14 protein-coding genes and 2 pseudogenes are annotated in these 20324 nt (G+C 70.9%); 8 read left to right on the top strand and 8 right to left on the bottom strand.

Going from position 1 to position 20324, the window contains the following annotated elements:
• Positions 1-31: 31 nt before the first annotated feature.
• The 5 genes from ACFYNP_RS09350 (at position 32) to alc (ending at position 5763) form a co-directional block, all read left to right on the top strand.
• Positions 32-1423, top strand: a complete 1392-nt coding sequence (locus ACFYNP_RS09350) for an MFS transporter (protein WP_388784029.1) — start codon at positions 32-34, stop codon at positions 1421-1423.
• Between the two features lie 44 nt (positions 1424-1467).
• The gene (locus ACFYNP_RS09345; RefSeq protein WP_388784026.1) at positions 1468-2436 is read left to right on the top strand and encodes an EamA family transporter; all 969 of its coding nucleotides are present in this window, start codon (positions 1468-1470) and stop codon (positions 2434-2436) included.
• Positions 2437-2496: 60 nt separating this feature from the next.
• A complete protein-coding gene (locus ACFYNP_RS09340) occupies positions 2497-3420 on the top strand; it encodes a DMT family transporter (protein WP_388784024.1) in 924 nt (307 codons plus the stop codon).
• 69 nt (positions 3421-3489) lie between these two features.
• Positions 3490-4389, top strand: coding sequence for a LysR substrate-binding domain-containing protein (locus tag ACFYNP_RS09335; RefSeq protein WP_388784022.1), 900 nt, complete (start codon positions 3490-3492; stop codon positions 4387-4389).
• Positions 4390-4611: 222 nt separating this feature from the next.
• Positions 4612-5763: an allantoicase gene (alc, locus tag ACFYNP_RS09330; RefSeq protein WP_388784020.1), complete on the top strand. Its 1152-nt coding sequence runs from the start codon at positions 4612-4614 to the stop codon at positions 5761-5763.
• Between the two features lie 79 nt (positions 5764-5842).
• On the opposite strand, the gene ACFYNP_RS09325 is transcribed toward alc, so the two are convergent.
• From ACFYNP_RS09325 to pepN, 5 genes and pseudogenes are all read right to left on the bottom strand, one after another.
• Positions 5843-6058: a DUF397 domain-containing protein gene (locus ACFYNP_RS09325; protein WP_388784017.1), complete on the bottom strand. Its 216-nt coding sequence runs from the start codon at positions 6056-6058 to the stop codon at positions 5843-5845.
• The gene (locus ACFYNP_RS09320; RefSeq protein WP_388784015.1) at positions 6048-6848 is read right to left on the bottom strand and encodes a Scr1 family TA system antitoxin-like transcriptional regulator; all 801 of its coding nucleotides are present in this window, start codon (positions 6846-6848) and stop codon (positions 6048-6050) included. Before ACFYNP_RS09320 ends, ACFYNP_RS09325 begins: the two co-directional genes overlap by 11 nt.
• Before the next feature lie 153 nt (positions 6849-7001).
• A pseudogene (locus tag ACFYNP_RS09315) lies at positions 7002-7898 on the bottom strand (glycosyltransferase family 2 protein).
• 163 nt (positions 7899-8061) lie between these two features.
• Positions 8062-9156: a hypothetical protein gene (locus ACFYNP_RS09310; protein ID WP_388784012.1), complete on the bottom strand. Its 1095-nt coding sequence runs from the start codon at positions 9154-9156 to the stop codon at positions 8062-8064.
• A gap of 156 nt (positions 9157-9312) precedes the next feature.
• Positions 9313-11892, bottom strand: a complete 2580-nt coding sequence (gene pepN / locus ACFYNP_RS09305; RefSeq protein ID WP_388784009.1) for an aminopeptidase N — start codon at positions 11890-11892, stop codon at positions 9313-9315.
• Between the two features lie 188 nt (positions 11893-12080).
• Here pepN and ACFYNP_RS09300 point away from each other — a divergent pair.
• A pseudogene (locus ACFYNP_RS09300) lies at positions 12081-12170 on the top strand (DUF1203 domain-containing protein); the annotation flags it as partial.
• Positions 12171-12233: 63 nt separating this feature from the next.
• Here ACFYNP_RS09300 and ACFYNP_RS09295 read toward each other — a convergent pair.
• Complete coding sequence (locus ACFYNP_RS09295) at positions 12234-13250, bottom strand: aspartate-semialdehyde dehydrogenase (protein ID WP_388784007.1); 1017 nt, start codon at positions 13248-13250, stop codon at positions 12234-12236.
• A gap of 253 nt (positions 13251-13503) precedes the next feature.
• On the opposite strand from ACFYNP_RS09295, the gene ACFYNP_RS09290 reads away from it, so the two are divergent.
• Positions 13504-14964, top strand: coding sequence for a M28 family metallopeptidase (locus ACFYNP_RS09290; protein WP_388784004.1), 1461 nt, complete (start codon positions 13504-13506; stop codon positions 14962-14964).
• 81 nt (positions 14965-15045) lie between these two features.
• Here ACFYNP_RS09290 and ACFYNP_RS09285 read toward each other — a convergent pair whose 3' ends face one another.
• The gene (locus ACFYNP_RS09285) at positions 15046-18372 is read right to left on the bottom strand and encodes a S8 family serine peptidase (protein WP_388784001.1); all 3327 of its coding nucleotides are present in this window, start codon (positions 18370-18372) and stop codon (positions 15046-15048) included.
• 226 nt (positions 18373-18598) lie between these two features.
• On the opposite strand from ACFYNP_RS09285, the gene ACFYNP_RS09280 reads away from it, so the two are divergent.
• Entirely contained in the window at positions 18599-19078 is a 480-nt protein-coding gene (locus ACFYNP_RS09280; RefSeq protein WP_388783998.1) for an NUDIX hydrolase, read from the top strand.
• A gap of 79 nt (positions 19079-19157) precedes the next feature.
• Here ACFYNP_RS09280 and ACFYNP_RS09275 read toward each other — a convergent pair whose 3' ends face one another.
• Complete coding sequence (locus ACFYNP_RS09275) at positions 19158-20192, bottom strand: hypothetical protein (protein WP_388783996.1); 1035 nt, start codon at positions 20190-20192, stop codon at positions 19158-19160.
• Positions 20193-20324 lie beyond the last annotated feature (132 nt).

Raw genomic sequence — 20324 nt, 5'->3', positions numbered from 1 at the left:
ACCCCACCGCCCGCCCCGCCCGGGAGCCCCCATGCGTACGTTCAGCAGCAGCAGCAGCAGAAGCCGCAGCCGCAGTCGCAGCAGCCGCACCACCCGCATAGCCGGCGAGCGCCGGATGCTCGTCGCCATGGCGGTCGACGCGACCGGCTCCGGGATGTACGTCCCGTTCAGCCTCGTCTTCTTCCACCACGTCACCGGGCTCGGCTTCGCCACCGTGGGCCTCGTGCTCACCGCCGTCGGGCTGGTCGGGCTCGGCGCACTGCCGCTCGCGGGGGCCGCGGTCGACCGGTACGGGGCGCAGCGCGTCCAGCTCTTCCTGTACGGGGTGCGCGGCACGGGCTTCCTGCTCTACCCGTTCGCCCACTCCCTCCCCGCCTTCGCGGCCGTCGCGCTCGCCACCGCCTTCGGCGACCGGGCCTTCCCGGCCGTCCAGCAGTCCCTGATCGGCGAGGTCGCCCAGGGCGCCGACCGGGACCGGCTCCAGGCCTCCTCGCGCGCCTTGCGCAACGGCGGGCTCGGTGCGGGATCGCTGCTCGCCTCGCTCATCGTGGGCCTCGCGGGGAACGCCGGGTTCACGGCCGCGGCCTGGCTGAACGCGGCCAGCTTCGCGCTCGCCGCCGTGCTGATGCGGGGCGTACGGGCCGAACGGCGGGCGCCCGGCGCGGACGTGGCCAGGCCGTCCGCCGGCTACCGGCAGGTGTTCGCCGACCGGCCCTTCCTCGGGCTCACCGGCGTCAACTTCCTGAACGCGCTGGGGTATTCGGCCCTCTCGGTCCTCTTCCCGCTGTACCTCACCACCTGGCTGCGCGGGCCGCAGGCCATCACCGGCACCGCGTTCACGCTGAACACCGTGATGTGCGCGGCGGGCGGAGTCGTCGTCGCCGCCCGGGTCCGGGCACGCGGCGCCCGGCGCACCCGCTCCACGGCGCTCGGCTCGCTCCTGTTCGCTGCCGCCTTCGCGGCCCAGATCGTGCTCGGTACGTTCCGCCCCGGCTCGGGGATCGTGCTCGGCGCGGCCCTGATGGTCATCGTCGCCCTCTACACGCTGGGTGAGCTCGTCCACAGCCCGTCGGCCGGGGCGCTGTCCGTGGCCGCCGCGCCCGAAGCGCTGCGGGGCCGCTACCTCGCGGCGTACCAGCTGTCCTGGTCGCTGTCGGCCGCCGTCGCCCCGTCGATCTTCACGGCCCTGATGTCGGTCGACGGACGACTTCCGTGGGCCCTGCTCGTCGGTACGTCGCTGACCGCGGCCCTGATGGTGGTGCGCCTTGAGCGGGTGCTGCCCGCTGGAGCCGTCCAGGTCGCCCCCGCCGCCCAGGTCGCCCCCGCCGTGCCCGTCGCCCCCGGCGTCCCTGCCGTCCCCGTCCCCATCGTCGCCGCGCGGGTGGAGACCCCGGCGCCGGCCACGGTCACCGCCGCCCGCTGAACCGGTCCGCTACAGCGCACTACGACCCGCACAGGGAGCCAGCCATGAACCGGAACCGCCTCGCCACCGTCGCCCTCACCGCGCTCGCGCCCGTCTCCTGGGGCTCCACCTACTTCGTCACCACGCAATTCCTGCCCGCCGACCGGCCGTTGTTCACCGGCATGATGCGGGCGCTGCCCGCCGGACTCGCGCTGCTCGCCCTGACCCGGCGCCTGCCGAGAGGGGACTGGTGGTGGAAGTCGGTGGTCCTGGGTGCGCTGAACATCGGGGCGTTCTTCCCGCTGCTCTTCCTCTCCGCCTACCGTCTGCCCGGCGGCATGGCCGCGGTGATCGGCTCGGTCGGCCCGCTGTGGGTCGCGGGCCTGGCCGCCCTCTTCCTCGGTGAGAAGCCGACCCTGCGCACCCTGCTCACCGCAATCGCCGCCGCCCTCGGCGTCAGCCTCGTCGTCCTCAAGGCGGCCGGCTCCTTCGACGCGATCGGAGTGCTCGCCGCCCTCGGCTCCTCGGCCTCGATGTCGGCCGGGACCGTGTTCACCAAGCGCTGGGGGCGGCCGGAGGGTGCCGGGCCGCTCGTCCTGACCGGCTGGCAGCTCACCGCGGGCGGGCTCCTCATCGCCCCGGTCGCCTTCTTCGTGGAGGGCGCGCCGCCCGCGCTCGACGGCCGCAACCTCGCCGGTTACGTCTACCTCGCGCTGGTGAACACGGCCGTCGCCTACTGGCTCTGGTTCCGCGGCATCGGCCGGATGACCGCCACCTCCGTCACCTTCCTCGGCCCGCTCTCGCCACTGACGGCCGCGGTCGTCGGCTGGGCGGCGCTGGGCCAGGCGCTCGCCCCCGTCCAACTGCTCGGCATGGCGATCGCCTTCGGCGCCACCCTGGCGGGTCAGATCGGCGCCGGGCGGTCCGGAACGAGGCCGCCGAAGGCCGTGGAGGAGATCGTACCGTTCAGTTCTACTGAAGGTAATGCCGCAGAACTTTCGATAGACGTAATCGGTGTGGCGGTGCGACGGTAGGGGGACCTCGCGAGCCGCGGCCGGCTCGCCACGTCCCCACCGCCCCGAAACGGAGTCATCGTGACCGTCCTGGACCCAGTCCGCAGCACACCGCGCGCCACCGCGGCCAAGAGGGCGGGGCAGGCCGCCGGGCTCGGCCTCGCCCTCGCGGCCGTGGCGACGGTCGTCTGGTCCGGGAGTTTCGTCGCCTCGCGCGCCCTGCACGCATCGGTCCCGCCCATCCAGGCCGCGTTCTGGCGTTGGCTGATCGCCATCGCCGCGGTCGCCCCGTTCGCGATCCGTGAGACCTGGCGTCAACGTACCCTGATACGGCGCCACTTGGGCTATCTGACGGTGGCCTCGCTGCTCGGCATCACGGTCTACAACACCCTCGTCAACCAGGCCGGCACCTCCACATCGGCCGGCAACATGGGCATGATCATGGCTGCCTCGCCCGTACTGATGGCCGTCCACGAGCGGCTCACCGGCGGCCGGCTCGGCGCCCGCCGCACCATCGGACTGCTCGTCGCCGTGGCCGGGGTGCTGCTCCTGGTCAGCAAGGGCTCGCTCACCCTCGACCTCGCCCCGGGCGACCTGTGGATGGTCGCGGCCGCCCTCAGCTTCGCCTCGTACAGCGTGCTCCTGCGGCGCCGCCCGGCCGAACTCGGCTCGCTCGCCTTCCTGTTGACCACCTTCGTGCTCGGCGCGCTGATGCTGGCCCCGGCGTACGGGGTCAGCCTCGCGGTGCAGGGCGGCTTCGAGGTGCGGGCCGCCACCGTCGGGCCGCTCCTCTATGTCGGCGTGCTGTCCTCCGCCGTCGCGTTCTTCGCCTGGAACAAGGCGATCTCACTGGTCGGCGCCGCCCGCGCCGGTGTCGTCTACTACCTCCAGCCGGTCTGTGTGGCCCTGCTCTCCTACCCGCTGCTCGGCGAGGCCATGGGCCCGGCCCAGCTGGTCTGCATGGCGCTCATCCTCGGCGGGGTCGTCCTCGGCTCCCGCAAGTGAGGTGGCTCCCGCAGGTGAGGTGACTCCGCAGGTGAGCCACCCCGGGGAGGCGCCGGTATGTTGCGTCCCATGAGCGAGTGGGACATCAAGAAGCTGCACATCCTGCGGACCCTGCGCGAGCAGGGCACCGTGACCGCGACCGCCGAGGTGCTCCTGATGACGCCCTCGGCGGTCTCGCAGCAGTTGTCCAACCTAGCCAAGCAGCTCGGCGTGACGCTGCTCGAAGCGCACGGCCGACGGGTCCGGCTCACCGACGCCGCCCATCTCGTACTGCGTCACGCCGAGGCGGTGTTCGCCCAACTGGAGCGCGCGGACGCCGAGTTGGCGGGCTACCTCCAGGGTGAGGCGGGCGAGGTGCGGGTCGGGGCGTTCTCCACCGCCGTGCCCGCCCTGGTCGTCCCCGCCGTACTCCAGCTGCGCCGCAGCCACCCCGCCCTTGAGGTCCGGGTGCGGGAGGCCGAGGCGGCCGAGGCGTTCGAGCTGCTCTCGGCCGGGGCGGTGGACCTCGCCCTGTCGCTGGCGGCCCACGCGCCGAGCGCCCGCGACCCCAAGTTCGCGCTCCTGCCCCTGCTCGCCGACCCACTCGATGTGGCCCTGCCCGCCGGGCACCCGCTCGCCGCCGAACCGGGCCTCAGGCTCGCCGACCTGGCCCACGAGCCGTGGATCTTCGGCGGCAGCGGGCCCTGGTCGGAGATCACCACGGCGGCGTGCGAGGCGGCCGGGTTCGTGCCCGAACAGGCCCACAGCGCGGCCGGCTGGACCGCGATCCTGGCCATGGTGGAGGCGGGGATGGGGGTCGCGCTGGTCCCGAGGATGGCCGTGGCCGACCGCCGCGCGGGCGTGATCACGCGGATACTCAGTGCGGACCAGCCCCGGCGGCATGTGGTGGCCGCGGTGCGACGGGGCGCGGAGGACGGCCCCGCGGTGGCCCGCGTGCTGACCGCGCTGCGGGAGGTCGCGGGCGCGTGATCGCTCCGTGGGAGTGGGGGTGGGGGCGGGGGTGGGGGTGGAGGTTTCGCGTGCGGGCCGCCCAGGGCCGGTCGCGCAACTCCCCCTGCCGCCGAGGGAGTTCTTGTCGGGCGAATCGGCTCCTAGGTGCCCACCAGGGACTCGTTTCCATTCAGCTCAGCTGAACAGACCATCCGAAAACTTTCGATGGACGTGAGCTGTGGGGCAGGCGAGAGTCGGATCATGACTTCCGCCACCGAGCACAACGCAGACCAGGCATCCGCAGCGGACCCGCACGCCAACGACGCCGCGCCCTATGGCGGCGGCGACCCGTACGCCGACTACCGCTCCGGCGACTTCGCCTTCACCGAGCTCGTCGATCTCGCGGACCGCCGGCTCGGCGCGGGAGTCATCGCCGCCAACGACGAGTTCTTCGCCGAGCGCGAGAACCTCCTCGTCCGCGAACGGGCCGTCTTCGACCCCGAGCACTTCGGACACAAGGGCAAGATCATGGACGGCTGGGAGACCCGTCGCCGTCGCGGTGCGGACGCCGACCACGTCTTCCCCGCCCCCGAGGACCACGACTGGGCCCTCGTCCGGCTCGGCGCGCCCGGTGTGATCAAGGGGATTGTCGTCGACACGGCGCACTTCCGCGGCAACTACCCGCAGCGAATCTCCATACAGGCCACCGCGGTTGAGGGCTCGCCCAGCCCCGAGCAGCTCCTCGCCGACGACGTGAAGTGGGACGAGATCGTCGCGCCGACGCCGGTGCGCGGCCACGCCGAGAACGGCTTCGAGATCACCACCGGGCGCCGCTACACCCACATCCGGCTCTGCCAGCACCCGGACGGCGGCGTCGCCCGACTGCGCGTGCACGGCGAGGTCGTACCGGACCCGGAGTGGCTCGACACGCTCGGCACGATCGACCTCGTGGCGGTCCTCAACGGCGGTTCGTACGAGGACGCTTCGGACAAGTTCTACTCCTCGCCGACGCAGATCATCCTGCCCGGCACCTCCCGCAAGATGGACGACGGCTGGGAGAACCGCCGTCGCCGAGTCCGCGACACCAACGACTGGGTGCGCTTCCGGCTGGTCGCACAGGGGGCGATCAGGGCGGTCGAGATCGACACGGCGTACCTGAAGGGGAACTCGGCGGGGTGGATCGCGCTGAGCGGCCGCAACGGCGAGTCGGGCGAGTGGTTCGAGATCATCCCGCGTACGCGCCTCCAGCCCGACACGCTGCACCGGTTCCGCCTTCCCGCGCAGGCGGTGGCGACGCACGTCCGCCTCGACGCCTTCCCGGACGGCGGGGTGGCCCGAATGCGCCTGCACGGCGCCCTCACGGCGGACGGCGCCGCCGAACTCCGGCGCCGCTACACGGAGTTGACCGGCTGACCCCCGGTCGCCCGTCCTGACTCCCGCCCGGCGGAACGGTTGCGCTCTGACGCCCGTCCGCCGGGCGGTTCTCATTGCGTCAGAACGCGTGCGCCTTGAGCGCGTCGATGAACGTGCCGAACGTCTCGGCCCGGAAGAGCAGCGCCGGGCCGTCCGGATCCTTGGAGTCCCGTACGGGGACGCTCGCGTGGCCGTCGGCTATCTCTACGCAGCTGCCTTCGTCCGGGCCGCTGTAGCTGGACTTGCGCCAACCCGTCAGCGCGGAAGCCCTGGAAGTGATGTGCTCAATCGGCATGGTGTCCATAGCCCTTCGCTGTGGCCCTCAGTAGGGCGAGTGACTCCTTCAGTGGCAACGCGTCACTCAGCGCGAGATCGTATGTTGCCTGGAAGCGATCGACCAGCGCCGGGGAGTCGTGCACAGTGCCAGTGTGCAGCCCTTCCACGTAAGCGACAGGGGGCTGGTCCTCGAACCACATCAGCGTCACCATGCTGGGGAACAGCGGGTGCGCGCCCAGGCTGAACGGCAGCACATGTACGCGGATTCGGCCGGCATCGGCCAAGTCGGCCATGTGAATCAGTTGGTCCGCCATGACGGTCGGGCCGCCGACCGGCCGGTGCAGCACGGTCTCGTCCAGGAGCGCCCACACGACGGGCGTCACCGGATCGGTCAGGATGCGGGAGCGCTTCAGGCGCGTGGCGACGGCTTGGTCCCGCTCTTCCGGCCTCAGAGGAGGGAACCTGACGCTCAGAACGGCCCTTGCGTACGCCTCCGTCTGGAGAATGCCCGGTACGCAGGCGAGCGCGAACTCGCGGATCACGGAAGCCTGTTGCTCGAACTGCTTCGCCGCTTCGAAATGATCGGCGACCGGTCGAGCATTCCGGTCCGGCAGAAAGCTCGCCAGCACATTCCCCGTATTGAGCGCCCGGTCGAGGCGTTTCGCGTCGTCCTGGGAGGGCCAGCGCCGCCCCGCCTCGATGTGGGCGATGTGCGTGCGGCTCATGATGGCCGTCTCGGCCAGCTGCTGCTGCGTGAGGCCGGCGTGCTCCCTCCGGTCCTTCAGCCACTCTCCGTAGGCCATCGTCATGGTTCTCAACTCCCTTGTGCGACATGCCCGTCAGGGCGGTCGCTACCCCTGCGCCGGGGCGGTCATCTCCACGGGGTGGCAAGCAAGGGTGTTCGGACAGCCCGGCGTTCCGTCCGAGACGGCAGAGGCCGACCCGGGTGAACGCGCAGCAGCTCAAAGAATCGGCGGGCGGCCGAGGCGGGTCATGCGCCACACCGTGCGCCACCTCATCGCTCCGCGCGGACCGCACGGCTCGCGCATTCCCTCGGCGAAGCCGCCCCACCAGGCCCTCGCGCCGGGCAGGGACCGGATGAGGGCCATGGTGAGCAGGATCCAGACGCCGAGGTAGACCGGGATCAGCGGCAGGGGCAGACGGCGGCGGGCCAGCTAGACCCGGTTCCGCGCCGTGAAGCGGTAGTAGACCGCGTGCCGAGCCGGGGCCGTCGCCGGGTGCTGAAGGACGAGTGCGGGTTCGTACAGGATCTTCCAGCCCGCGTCGAGCGCACGCCAGGCCAGGTCGGACTCCTCGTGTCCGAAGAAGAACTCGGCGGCCCACAGGCCGGTTTCCCTGAGCATCGGCACGGAGAAGGCGTGCCCGCCGCCGAGGAAGGCGGTCACCAGGCCGCGCCGCATCGGATCGTCGGCGCGCAGCCGGGGCACCCAGCGCCGTTCGGTGTGCCCGTGCTCGTCCGCCACCCGGAAGCCGACGATGCCGAGCCGAGGGTCGGATGCGAACAGGTGCTGGACCGTCCGGAACACGTCCGGGTCGATGAGCAGTCCGTCGTCGTCCAGCTCGATGACGACATCGACCTCGCCGCAGTCGCGCAGCATCTCCAGGCCGACGTTGCGGCCTCCGGGACACCCGAGGTTCTCGTCGAGCGGGATCTTGGTGACGTTCCGCGCCACGTCCACATCGGAGAGCGGCGTCGCGTTGCCGACCAGTGCCACGCGGGCCGCCGGTACGTCCTGCTTCTCGACCGAGTCGAGGAGGGCCGCCAGTTCCCGTGGGCGTGTGCCCATGGTCACGATGACAACTCCGATACGGGGCAACGGCGTTGCGGCGAACTCCACGGGTCGGGGGAGTGCCCCGATGCCAGCGCCGCGGGGTGTGACCGGCGCACCGCCAGGTGGGGGCCCATCGCGATACGTGGGACAGGTCGGGCCCGCTCGCGATGGAACGCACAGGCGCCGGGAACGGCCCGTCCGGTGCCGGACGCGTGCGCTTGGCAGTCTCTCAGGGGAGGGCGACTCGTGGGCACGCGTGGGCGTCGGCGGTCGCGTCGAGGAAGTTCTGGAACGCGGCCTTCTTGGCCTGCGCGTACGCGGTGGTCGCATGGCCGACGCTGTCGAGCAGGGCACCCTCGTACGCGGTGCTCCAGTGCGCGGCGAAGTACGTGTCTGCGCCACCGCAGTGCAGGACGGCCTGGTCGGGTCCGGCAACTCCACGGAGGCCAGGGAGGTTTCGCAGTGCGTCGGTGCCGGTCGTAGCTGCCTGAACCAGGCTCGGGTCCGATGTCGCGGCGAAGGAGACGGATGCCTTGGCCGAGCCCGCCATGTGCAGGTCGCACGCCCAGGTGTGAGCGCTGCCGGCGTTCACCCGCTCCTTGTCCGGCTCTGCCCGGCCGACGAGAACGACGCTCTTCGGGAGGGCGAAGCCGGGCAACGCGCACACGCTACGGACATCCGTCGTGCGGGACGCCGACGGACCGGCGAGGGCCGAAGCGGCCGAGAGCGCCGACGTACCGCAGCCTGCCTTCTCGGCGACCTGCCGTGCAGCGTGGGCCAGCAACCGGGCCAGGCCGGCCGGGTCGGCCGACCCCTTCTCGGTGGTTGCCGTCACTGCGGCCACCACGCTGTCCTCGGTCCGCACGACCTGACTGCCCTGCAATCCCCCGACCTTGCCCCAGCACGCCTTCGGTAGAACCACGTACCCGCCGCCGGGCGACACGGCGCCCGTCACACCGTTCGTGAAATAGGAACGGGCTGCCGGATCCTTCCAGACGCTGGTGGTGAAGGGGAACGCCCCTTGCTCGCCGGCCGTCCCCACCGTCACCCGCTGCTCCTCGCCACCGACGAAACGGCTGGTGCGCTCCAGCGTGCACGTGAACTCGGCTCGCCGGGGGGAGTCTTGCGCGCGCACCTGAGACAGCCGGCCGGTGGAGTCCAGAGCGGCCTGCGCGTCACCGCCTCCCAAGCGACCGCCACAGAACGAGTCCGCACCGAGGAGATCCGTGTTCCACCAGCAGTACGCGGTCGCGAGGACGGTGAGCGCCGCCAGCGAACCCACGCCTATGAGCATGGACTTCTTCTTGTGGGCGGAGACGGTCATGGCGCGGCCTTCGGCTTCCTGGTGTCTGGCGTCGCGTTCGGGGGGGGGCGGGGACGGATCACGCGGAGCGGCCGACCCGGCCGGCCCGACCTCATACGTTCCGGTCCAGCAGCAGGGGGCGCCCCCGCACAGGAGGCGCCCCCGTCGAACGAACGGCTAGGCCGACGCCTCCGCGTCCGCCGCCCGCGCCCGCAGCGCGCGCTCGATGCCCGCTCGGGACTCCGAGATCAGGCGGCGCAGCGACGCGTTCGGCTCGGCCGAGGCGAGCCAGGCGTCCGTGGCGTCCAGGGTCTCCTGGGAGACCAGGAGCGCGGGGTACAGGCCCACCGCGATCTGCTGGGCGATCTCGTGGGAGCGGGACTCCCACACGCCCTTGACCGCCGAGAAGAACTTCTCGGAGTAGGGGGCGAGCAGCTCGCGCTGGTCGGTCTGGACGAAGCCGCCGATCACCGCTTCCTGCACCGCGTTGGGCAGGGTGTCACCCTCCACGACCGACGCCCACGCCTCGGCCTTGGCCTCCGGCGTCGGGCGCGCGGCCTTCGCGGTCGCCGCGTGGCGCTCGCCCGCGGCCGTCTTGTCGAGTTCGAGCTCCGCCGCGATCTCCACCTCGTCGAAGACGCCGGTCGCCGCGAGGCGCTGCACGAACGCCCAGCGCAGCTCGGTGTCCACGGCGAGGCCCTCGATGACCTCCGCGCCCGTCAACAGGGCCTGGAGCAGGTCGAGTTGCTGCGGGGTGCGGGCCGTGGCCGCGAAGGCGCGGGCCCACGCCAGCTGGTGGTCACTGCCCGGCTCGGCGGTGCGCAGGTGCGCGAGCGTGGCGTCCGTCCACTGGGTCAGGCCCGCATCGCGCCACTCGGGCGCCGCGTACAGGTCGATGGCCAGCTTCACCTGGCGGTGCAGGGACTGCACCACACCGATGTCGGACTCCTTGGTGATGCCGGAGAGGACCAGTGCCAGGTAGTCGCGCGTGGCCAGCTCGCCGTCGCGGGTCATGTCCCACGCCGAGGCCCACGACAGGGCGCGCGGCAGGGACTCCGCGAAGTCGCCCAGGTGCTCGGTGACGACCCGCAGGGAGTCCTCGTCCAGGCGGACCTTCGCGTAGGAGAGGTCGTCGTCGTTGAGCAGCACGACCGCCGGGCGGCGGGTGCCCGCGGGCAGCTCGACCTCGGTGCGGGCCGCGGCCTCGATGTCCAGCTCGATCCGGTCGGTGCGGACCAGCTTGCCCGCGCCGTCCAGGTCGTAGAAGCCGATCGCGATGCGGTGCGGCCGAAGGGTGGGCTCGCCCTTGGCGCCGGCCGGCAGGGCCGGGGCCTCCTGGAGGACGGTGAAGGACGTGATCACGCCCGCCTCGTCCGTCACGATCTCGGGGCGCAGGATGTTGATCCCGGCCGTTTCCAGCCAGGCCCGGGACCATGTCTTCAGGTCACGCCCGCTGGTCTTCTCCAGCGCGCCGAGCAGGTCGGACAGGCGGGTGTTGCCGAAGGCGTGCGCCTTGAAGTAGGCCTGCACGCCCTGGAAGAACTCGTCGATGCCGACGTAGGCGACGAGCTGCTTGAGCACCGAGGCGCCCTTGGCGTACGTGATGCCGTCGAAGTTGACCAGGACGTCGTCCAGGTCACGGATGTCCGCCATGATCGGGTGCGTCGAGGGAAGCTGGTCCTGGCGGTAGGCCCAGGTCTTCATCGAGTTGGCGAACGTGGTCCACGCGTGCGGCCAGCGCGAGCCCTCGGCGTACGCCTGGCAGGCGATCGAGGTGTAGGTGGCGAACGACTCGTTCAGCCACAGGTCGTTCCACCACTCCATCGTCACCAGGTCGCCGAACCACATGTGGGCGAGCTCGTGCAGGATGGTCTCGGCGCGCATCTCGTACGCGGCGTCCGTCACCTTGGAGCGGAACACGTACTGGTCGCGGATGGTGACCGCGCCCGCGTTCTCCATCGCGCCGGCGTTGAACTCCGGCACGAAGAGCTGGTCGTACTTGGCGAACGGGTAGGCGAAGTCGAACTTCTCCTGGAACCAGTCGAAGCCCTGCCGGGTCACCGCGAAGATGTCGTCCGCGTCGAGGAACTCGGCGAGCGAGGGGCGGCAGTAGATGCCCAGCGGCACCGACTGCCCGTTCGGGCCCTCGTACGAGGAGTGCACCGAGTGGTACGGGCCCACGATCAGCGCGGTGATGTACGAGGAGATGCGCGGCGTCGGCTCGAAGACCCAGACGTCGTCCTTGGGCTCCGGGGACGGCGAGTTGGAGATGACCGTCCAGCCGTTCGGCGCCTTCACGGTGAACTGGAAGGTCGCCTTCAGGTCCGGCTGCTCGAAGGAGGCGAAGACGCGGCGCGCGTCCGGGACCTCGAACTGCGTGTACAGATAGGCCTGTTGGTCCACCGGGTCCACGAAGCGGTGCAGACCCTCGCCGGTATTGGTGTAGGCGCAGTCGGCGACGACCCGCAGTTCGTTGCGGCCCGCCTCAAGGCCCGCGAGGGCGATCCGGCTGTCCTTGAACACGGCCGCCGCGTCCAGCGCGGTGCCGTTCAGGATGACCTCGTGCACGGTCGGCGCGACCAGGTCGATGAAGGTCTCCGCCCCGGCCTCGGCGGAATCGAAGCGCACGGTGGTCGCGGACCGGTAGGTGCCGCCCTCCTGCGCGCCGCTCAGGTCGAGCTCGATCTCGTACGAGTCAACGGTGAGCAGGGCTGCCCGCCGCTGCGCCTCTTCGCGGGTCAGATTCGTGCCAGGCACCCGGTCATCTCCTTCAGATGCTTCAGTTCCATCAGATCGTGACGTTCCGGCCATCCTTGCACGCAGCATGCACGCAGCGCGATGTCCATTTTCCGCCGGTGAACAGGGCTTCGCGCGCCCCCGCCTGTGCCACGACGACCTACTCCGCACGCCTCGTCGACCCCGCCGTCCTCAAGGAACTCCGGAACCTCGACGACGCCTACTGCGACCCGGAGGTCGTCCTGGTGCACGTCCGTGCGGTCGAGTACGGCTGCGACCAGTTCGAGGTGGGTCGCCCTCGACGGTCGGGTGCGGGCAGCCGCAGGCGGCCCGCACCCGAAGGTGGACGCACCCGAAGGGGGCTAAGCCTTCAGCTCGGCCGCGACCAGCTCCGCGATCTGGACGGCGTTGAGCGCGGCGCCCTTGCGGAGGTTGTCGTTGGAGAGGAAGAGCGCGAGACCGTTCTCGACGGTCTCGTCGTTGCGGATGCGGCCCACGTACGACGCGTCCTTGCCCGCGGCCTGGAGCGGCGTCGGGATCTCGGAGAGCTCGACGCCGGGAGCGTTCTTGAGCAGCTCGTACGCGCGCTCCACGCTGATCGGACGGGCGAAGCGGGCGTTGACCTGGAGCGAGTGGCCGGAGAAGACCGGCACCCGGACACAGGTGCCGGACACCTTGAGCTCCGGGATCTCCAGGATCTTGCGGGACTCGTTGCGGAGCTTCTGCTCCTCGTCCGTCTCGAAGGAGCCGTCGTCGACGATGCTGCCCGCGAGCGGGAGCACGTTGAAGGCGATGGGCCGCTTGTAGACGGCGGGCTCGGGGAACTCGACCGCGTCGCCGTCGAAGGTCAGCTGGTCGGCCGCCTCGGCGACCTTGCAGGCCTGGCCGTACAGCTCGGCCACGCCCGCCAGGCCCGAGCCGGAGACGGCCTGGTAGGTGGTGGCGACGAGGGCGGTGAGGCCGGCCTCGTCGTGCAGCGGGCGCAGCACCGGCATGGCGGCCATCGTCGTGCAGTTCGGGTTGGCGATGATGCCCTTGGGGCGGTCCTTGACCGCGTGCGGGTTGACCTCGGAGACCACCAGGGGGACCTCGGGGTGACCGCGCCAGGCGGAGGAGTTGTCGATCACGACGGGACCCTGCGAGGCGACCTTCTCGGCCAGGGCGCGCGAGGTGGCGCCGCCCGCCGAGAACAGCACGATGTCCAGGCCCGCGTAGTCGGCGGTGGACGCGTCCTCGACCGTCACGCCGTCCAGGACCGTGCCCGCGGAGCGCGCGGAGGCGAACAGGCGCAGCTCGTCGACCGGGAAGTCCCGCTCGACGAGGATCTTGCGCATGACTGAGCCGACCTGTCCGGTGGCTCCGACGATTCCGACCCTCACGGTGACTCCTTTGGTGCTCACGTGCAGCTCACGTGGTCTTCTGACGACTCCGGCGCATCCATGATGCGTCGGCGCCCGGCGGACTTGTCCAATCCATTGTCCGGGGTGTGGGACACCTGCCCACTTGTGACAAGTCCATGGCATCCGTGTTGCATCCGCCCCGAAATGCCCTACACGGTCGTTTTCGCTGGTTACGGTCCTGGCAAGCCGGTCGATCATCGGCGACACCGCACCGCATTCCGGAGGATTTCCCGTGCCCGTATCCCGTCGCAGCAGGGCCATAGCCGCCCTCGCAGCCGCCCCGGTGCTCCTGTCCCTGGCGACGCCCGCCGTCGCTCGTGGGACCCACGACCAGCACCTGGCGAAGAAGCTGGTCAAGGAGGCGTCCGGGGAGAGCGCCTACCGTCACCTGGAGGCCTTCCAGAAGATCGCCGACGCCAACGGCGGCAACCGGGCCGCGGGCACTCCAGGCTACGACGCCTCGGCCGCCTATGTGTACGGGCAGCTCAAGCAGGCCGGGTACGACGTCTCTTACCAGGACTTCACGTTCTACGAGTCGAAGACCCTGCGGCAGAAGCTGACCCTCGGGGGGCGTCAACTGCCCACCGCCGCCTACAAGTTCAGCAAGTCGACCCCGGTCGGCGGCCTCACCGCCCAGGTGAAGGCGGCCCGCGTCGACGACACCCCGGGCTGCTCGCTCGACGACTACGCCTCGGACACCTTCACCGGGAAGATCGCGCTGGTGAAGCGCGGCAGCTGCACCTTCCAGGAGAAGGAGGCCGTCGCGGCGAAGGCGGGCGCGGCCGGCGTGATCGTCTACAACCACTCCGGGACCGACCCCGTGCAGGGCACCGTCGAATCGCCGGACAACGCGCACATCCCGGCCGCCGGGATCAGCCTGGCCGACGGCGAGGCGCTGGCCGGGCAGCTCGCCAAGGGCCCGGTCGAGGTCACCCTGGACGTGGCCACCGAGAACGTCGCCAGGAAGACCCGCAACGTGATCGCCGAGACCCGCACCGGCAACCCGGACAGCGTGGTCGCGCTCGGCAGCCACCTCGACTCGGTGCCCGCCGGGCCCGGCATCAACGACAACGGCTCCGGCTCGGCCGGTCTGCTCGAAGTGGCCCTCAAGCTCGCCAAGGAGACCAAGCAGACCCGCAAGCACCCCAAGCAGCTCCCCAACAAGGTGCGGTTCGCCTGGTGGTCCGGTGAGGAGCTCGGCCTGCTCGGCTCGGAGCACTACGTCAAGAACCTCACCGAGCGGCAGCAGAAGCAGATCAAGCTCTATCTGAACTTCGACATGATCGCCTCGCCGAACGCGGCCCAGCTCGTCTACGACGGAGACGACTCCGACAAGAAGGGCGCCGGCCCCGGCCCCGAGGGCTCGGCGCAGATCGAGGGCCTCATCAACGGCTACCTCGACAAGCGGCACGTGCAGCACGAGGGCTACGACTTCGACGGCCGCTCCGACTACGGCCCCTTCATCGCGGTCGGCATCCCGGCCGGCGGCACCTACACCGGCGCCGAGGAGATCAAGACGCCCGAGCAGGCCAAGAAGTGGGGAGGCAGGGCCGGTGAGGCCTTCGACCCCAACTACCACGCGGCGGGCGACACGCTGAAGAACATCGACAAGAAGTACTTCGACCTCAACATCGACGTCATCGCCCAGGCGGTCGGCACCTATGCCTACGACCTGAGCTCGCTCAAGCACTGAGCCGGTACGGAAACAGGCGGGGCGGGTGCTCTCCATGAGCACCCGCCCCGCCGTCGTTTCCTCAGGCCGTCACCGCACCCGCTACTGCGTGACCTTCCCGATGAGCACGCTGCCGGTGCCCGCCGCGGTGCCGCGCTCGTTCACCAGCTGCACGGTGCCGAAGAACTGACGTCCCTCGGGAGCCGCGCCCGCCACGACGACGTCCGCCGCCACCTGTGCGGAGGCGCCGGCCGCCAGCTTGACGGTCTTGCCCGTGTCGACCTTCACCGTGCCGAGCGAGGGCGCGAAGTACACGTCCTTGTAGGCGTACGTCGTCGACCCGGCCGGAACCGCGTAGCCCGCGACCTGGATCGTGTACGTGCCGGCGGCCGGCTTGACCACGCTGACCGACTCGTTGGCGCTGCTCGTCGTCGACTGGGCGACGGCCTTGCCGCTCTGGTCGAAGACGTACAGGTCGAGGTCGGCGCCCGCGTCCGAGGTGCCGCCGATGGAGACGTCCAGGTGCTCGACGCCCGCGCCGATGGTCACCGTGCTGGTCTGCGTCTCACCGGCCTTGATGGTGGGGTTCGCGACCTTCGCCGAGCCGAGCGAGCCGCCCGTCAGCTTGCCGTCGAGGGCGGCGAACTTGTTGGTCACCTTCCACTGCACGGGGGCCGGGGTGCCGACCTTCGCCTCGGGCACCGTCTGGGTGGCCGGGTCGAAGGTGACACCGAGCACCGAGGCGTCCAGCTTGAAGGAGTTGTCCAGGTACGGCGACGTACGACGGGCCTCGACCTCGATCTCCCAGACACCGGCCTGCGGGTTCGCGTACGAACGCAGGTCGGGGCGGCAGGTGTTGGCCGGGTTGTCGTAGTTCGGGTAGCAGTTCGGCGTTCCCGTCGGGTCCACCGCCACACCGTAGGGGTGGATGGAGATGAAGCGGGTCTGGCTGCCCGAGCGCAGCGCGCTCATGCGGACTTCCAGGTTCTGCGCGCCCGCCGGGACGTTCACGAAGTACGACTTGGTCGAGTTGCGCTGGACCGTCGAGGACGCCGAGAAGGTGTACCCGGGGCCCGCGATCGGGGTCGCGACGATGACCGTGGCCATGATCTGCTGGTCGACGCCGACCGTCTTGGGGTCGTCGACCTGGAGGATCGCGCTGTGCACGCCGCCGGACTTCGGCTGCGCCTGCACCTTGACGGTGACGGGCTTGCCGAGCGGCAGGCTCACCTCCTTGTCGCCGAGCACCTTGAACGTGCCGTCGTCGTTCTTCAGCGACAGCTTGTGCTTGACGTTCTTGTCCGGGCCCGTGGTGCGGGTGACCGTGACGTCGTACGTCTTCTTCTGTCCGGCCTTCAGACCGCTCTCGCGGTCGTAGATGCCGGTGCCGACGTTCGGGGTCTTCAGAGCGGAGCCGAGCGCGCTGGAGACCGGCGCGGTGACCGTGTACTCGTGCGCGGGGGCGTGCTTCTTCGCGGTCTCCTTGATCGCGTCCCAGGCGCCCACGATGTTGATGAGACCGGCACCCTCGGAGTAGGCCTGGGTGCCCTTGATGTGCTTGGCCGTCGAGGTCAGCGCGGTGCGCAGATCGGCCGGCGGCAGGTCGATGCCCTGCTGCTTGGCGGCCGAGATGAGCAGCGCCGAGGCGCCGGCGGCCTGCGGGGAGGCCATCGAGGTGCCCTGGAGCATCGAGTAGCCGGCCGGCAGGCTGTAGCCCGCCTCCTTGACCGGGCTGCCGGGCAGCCAGGTCTGGGTGGAGTTGATGGCCGCGCCCGGGGCGCTGAGGGTCGGCGTGAAGCCGCCGTCCTCGCGCGGGCCGCGCGAGGAGAACGGCATCATCTGGTAGTCCGTGGAGACACCGGAGCCGTAGTTGGCGGCCCAGGTCTCCTTGGAGATGCTCGCGCCGACGGAGATGACGTGGTCGGCGAGGCCGGGGTCACCGATGGTGTTGACGCCCGGGCCGTCGTTGCCGGCCGAGATGACCAGCTGCACGCCGTAGCTGTCGATGAGGCGCTTGTAGAGCGCGGCGCGCGCGTTGTTGCCGTCGTTGAGCGCCGGCAGGCCGCCGATCGACATGTTCACGATGTCGACGTGGCGGTTGGTGACGAGGTCGATCATGCCCTCGGTCAGCGCGATGTTGGTGCAGCCGCCGTCCCAGTTGCAGGCGCGCGAGGAGACGATCTTCGCGCCGGGCGCGGCACCGCTCATCCTGCCGCCGAACAGGCCGTTCGCGGAGGTGATGCCCGCGACGTGGGTGCCGTGCTCGGACTCGATGACGCCGATGTTGACGTAGTCCGAGGTGTGCCCGGCAGCGTCGTAGACGACGTTCTTGCGGATCTCCACGGTGAACGGCACCCGCTCGACGACATCGGTCGCCGGGTTGTCGGTACCGAAGTAGCCGACCTGGTAGCCGTCCTTGTACGGCTTCATCGGAGCGTCGTCCGAGAAGTCGTTGTTGTTGTTCAGGTCCACCCGGACCGTGCCGGCGACCGGGTCGTAGAGCACGCCCCAGGTGTCGGTGGTGTCGCCGTCCCGGTTCAGGTCGCCGGCCGCGTCGCCGCCCTTGGTGACCTTCTCGGCGAAGGTGGAGAAGTCGTAGGAGCCCGCCGGGGCCTTCCACGTCCTGCCGCCCGCGGTGAACGTCGGCCCGGAGACGGCGGTGTTGGCGCGCAGCCAGGTGCCGTCGTTGTCCTGCACCGGGTCGGTCGAGGTGACCCAGTCGACGATCTTGCGCTCGCCGGTGGTGGTCTTCTGGAGCGCGGGGTGACCGAGGTCGACGCCGGAGTCCAGGATGCCGATGGTGACCCCGCGGCCGTCCGCCTCGGGGTGCTGCTTCACGAAGTCGACCGCACCCGTCTCGAAGTTCGGGTTGTACGGGTTCTTCGCGGGGGTGTTCTTGTCCGGCGCGGGGTAGCTGCCCGAGGTGCGCAGCTGCTTGGCGGACTTCGTGGTGTCGCCCGACGGGGTCGGGTCGTCCAGCTGAATGTCCTGCTTGAGGTCGATGCCGTCCACCGAGGGCAGCTTCGCTGCGGCCTTCAGGGCGGCCTCGGCCTTGGCCGTCGGCAGGGTCGCCCGGACGTAGCCGAGCTTGTCGTCCCGCTTGCCCACGGTCGCCCCCGCGACCGCGTGCAGCTGCTCGGTGACGTCGGACGTGGCACCCGGGGCGGTCGCCACCATGACGGTGACGCTCTTCTCGCCCTTGGCCTGCGCCTCGGCGAGACGCTGCTCATCGGCCTTGCCGAGCTTGTCCTCGGCGGTCTTGGCCGGAGCGGTCTTCACCGGGGGCACGGACGTCGGACCGTCGCCGCCGGTGGCGGCGAAGGCCGGGGCTGCGCCCGCCGTGACGAGCGCGGCCACCAGGCCGGCCGCCGCCGCTATTCGGGCCGTGCGTCTCGCCCCGGGTATGGGGCGCGGGGATTCAGTGGTCATTCAGCATCCCTGTGATGTGGGTAAAGGTCCGGACTCGTGAACGGTTCGAAATTCGGTACCGGATGACCGCTGAGCATTGCGTATATGACTGTTGTTTGTGGAGAGTTGACCGTTACGTGATGTGAACATGGCGCTTTCCCGCCAGCGCACCGGATCCGCCAGGTCGAACCGGCACGGTTCTCCCCAGGGGCGGGCGCACACGCACGCCGACCCGTAATCTCACCAAATGAACACGGAGTTGCGGGTGGCGGCCTACGCCGTATGCGTACGGGAAACCGGCGGCGTCCGGGAGATCCTGCTGGCGCGCTGGGTGGCCCGGGACGGCACCAAGCGGTGGACGCTGCCGGGCGGCGGCATGGACCACGGTGAGGATCCCCTCGACACCGTGGTGCGCGAACTCGACGAGGAGACCGGCTACGCGGTCGAACCGGTCCGGCTGCTCGGCATCGACTCCATCAACCGGCGCTATCCGCGCAAGCTCGGCCGGTTCGCGGACTTCCAGGGGCTGCGCATCGTCTACGAGGGCCGGGTCACCGGCGGCGAGCTGCGCCACGAGACCAACGGCTCCACCGACCTGGCCGCCTGGCACCGCCTGGACGCGGTGAGCGATCTGGACCGGGTCGAACTCGTCGACGTGGGAATCGAGTTGTGGCACGCCCGGCCGGCGACCGGCAAGGCGCGGCGGACGCATCCGGCCGCCGACTGAACCGGTCGCCGGCCGCCTTCTTCCGGTCGCGGGCGGCGGGCCGTTCCCCTCCATGAAGGCCCGCCGCCCGCGCCCGGCGTCAGCGGGGGAGGACCACCACATAGGCGGCCGGCTCCCGTTCGGTGGACGCCATCAGCGCGGTCCGCACCACGGCCGCCTGCTGTTCGAGCGCGGTGCGCAGCTTCTTGGGCGTGATGTGCACGACGGTGATCCCGAGCCGCTCCAGTGCCTCGCGCTTGCGCGCGCACTCCGAGAACAGCGCGTCGTCGTCCTGCCGGGCCGCCCGGGTGTCCAGCTCCACCGCGACCGCCTGCTCCGGCCAGTACGCGTCGAGGCCGCCCAGGTGCGGGCCGCCCGGCAGCCGCAGGTCCACGTTCCACAGCGGGTCCGGCAGGCCGAACCCGCGCACCATGGCGTAGAGCCGCTCCTCGGCGATCGAGCGTCCCTCGGCGAGCAGCGCGTCCACCGCGTCCACCACATGGGCCCGGGTCAGCAGCCGCGCCTGCGTCAACTCCCGCACGATCGCGGCCGGTTCGGTGTGCCCGCAGCGCACGGCCTCGGTGAGCAGGCGGCGCACCGCCTCGGCGTCGTCGAGGACCGCGACCGCGTCGGCGAGCGCCCGCGGCACCGGCGCCACCGGCACGCCCGCGATCATCTCCGCGCCCGGCATCGCCACCGCGCGCACCAGTTGGACGAAGCCCGTGGAGCGCAGCCGCCGGGTGCGCGGCACCAGCACGTCGATCCGGTCGAGCGAGTGCAGCGGGGGAGCGGCCGAGAACCGGTGCATCGCGAGCGCCGCGAGCCCGGTGACGACGGCCCCCGGCGGCTGGTCGTGGGCCTGGCCCTGTGCCGGAATGGCCTTGGCGCGTCCGGCGGCCGGCCACCCCGCGAACAGCAGCGCGGCGTGCAGCCGCTCCTCGCTGGTGGCCGGGCCCGGGTGCAGCAGGTACACGCCGGGAAGCAGTTGCTGCCAGGGGCCGCCGGGCCGGCACTGGGCGGCGGTACGCGCGGCCGAAACCCCGTGCGCGCGCAGCTGGTTGGCGGAGAGCACGCGCTGCTGCACTTCGGTGAGGTGGCTCAGGGGGCGGGGGGAGAGCGGGGTGTTGTGGTTCATGCCGCAGGGTTTTCCGCACCCGGAGCCCCAGCTAACCGCTGTTACAGGCCCGTCGACAAATCCGGACAACACCGTCCTAAAGTACGGGCGTTCGAGTGCCGATCAGGGGGCCCGTTCCCGGGCCCCCCGAAC

This window comes from Streptomyces sp. NPDC006691, assembly GCF_042869955.1.
Classification (GTDB): Bacteria; Actinomycetota; Actinomycetes; order Streptomycetales; family Streptomycetaceae; genus Streptomyces.
Note: the sequence above shows the minus strand (reverse complement) of the source record. Positions and strands in the feature narration are given on the sequence as shown.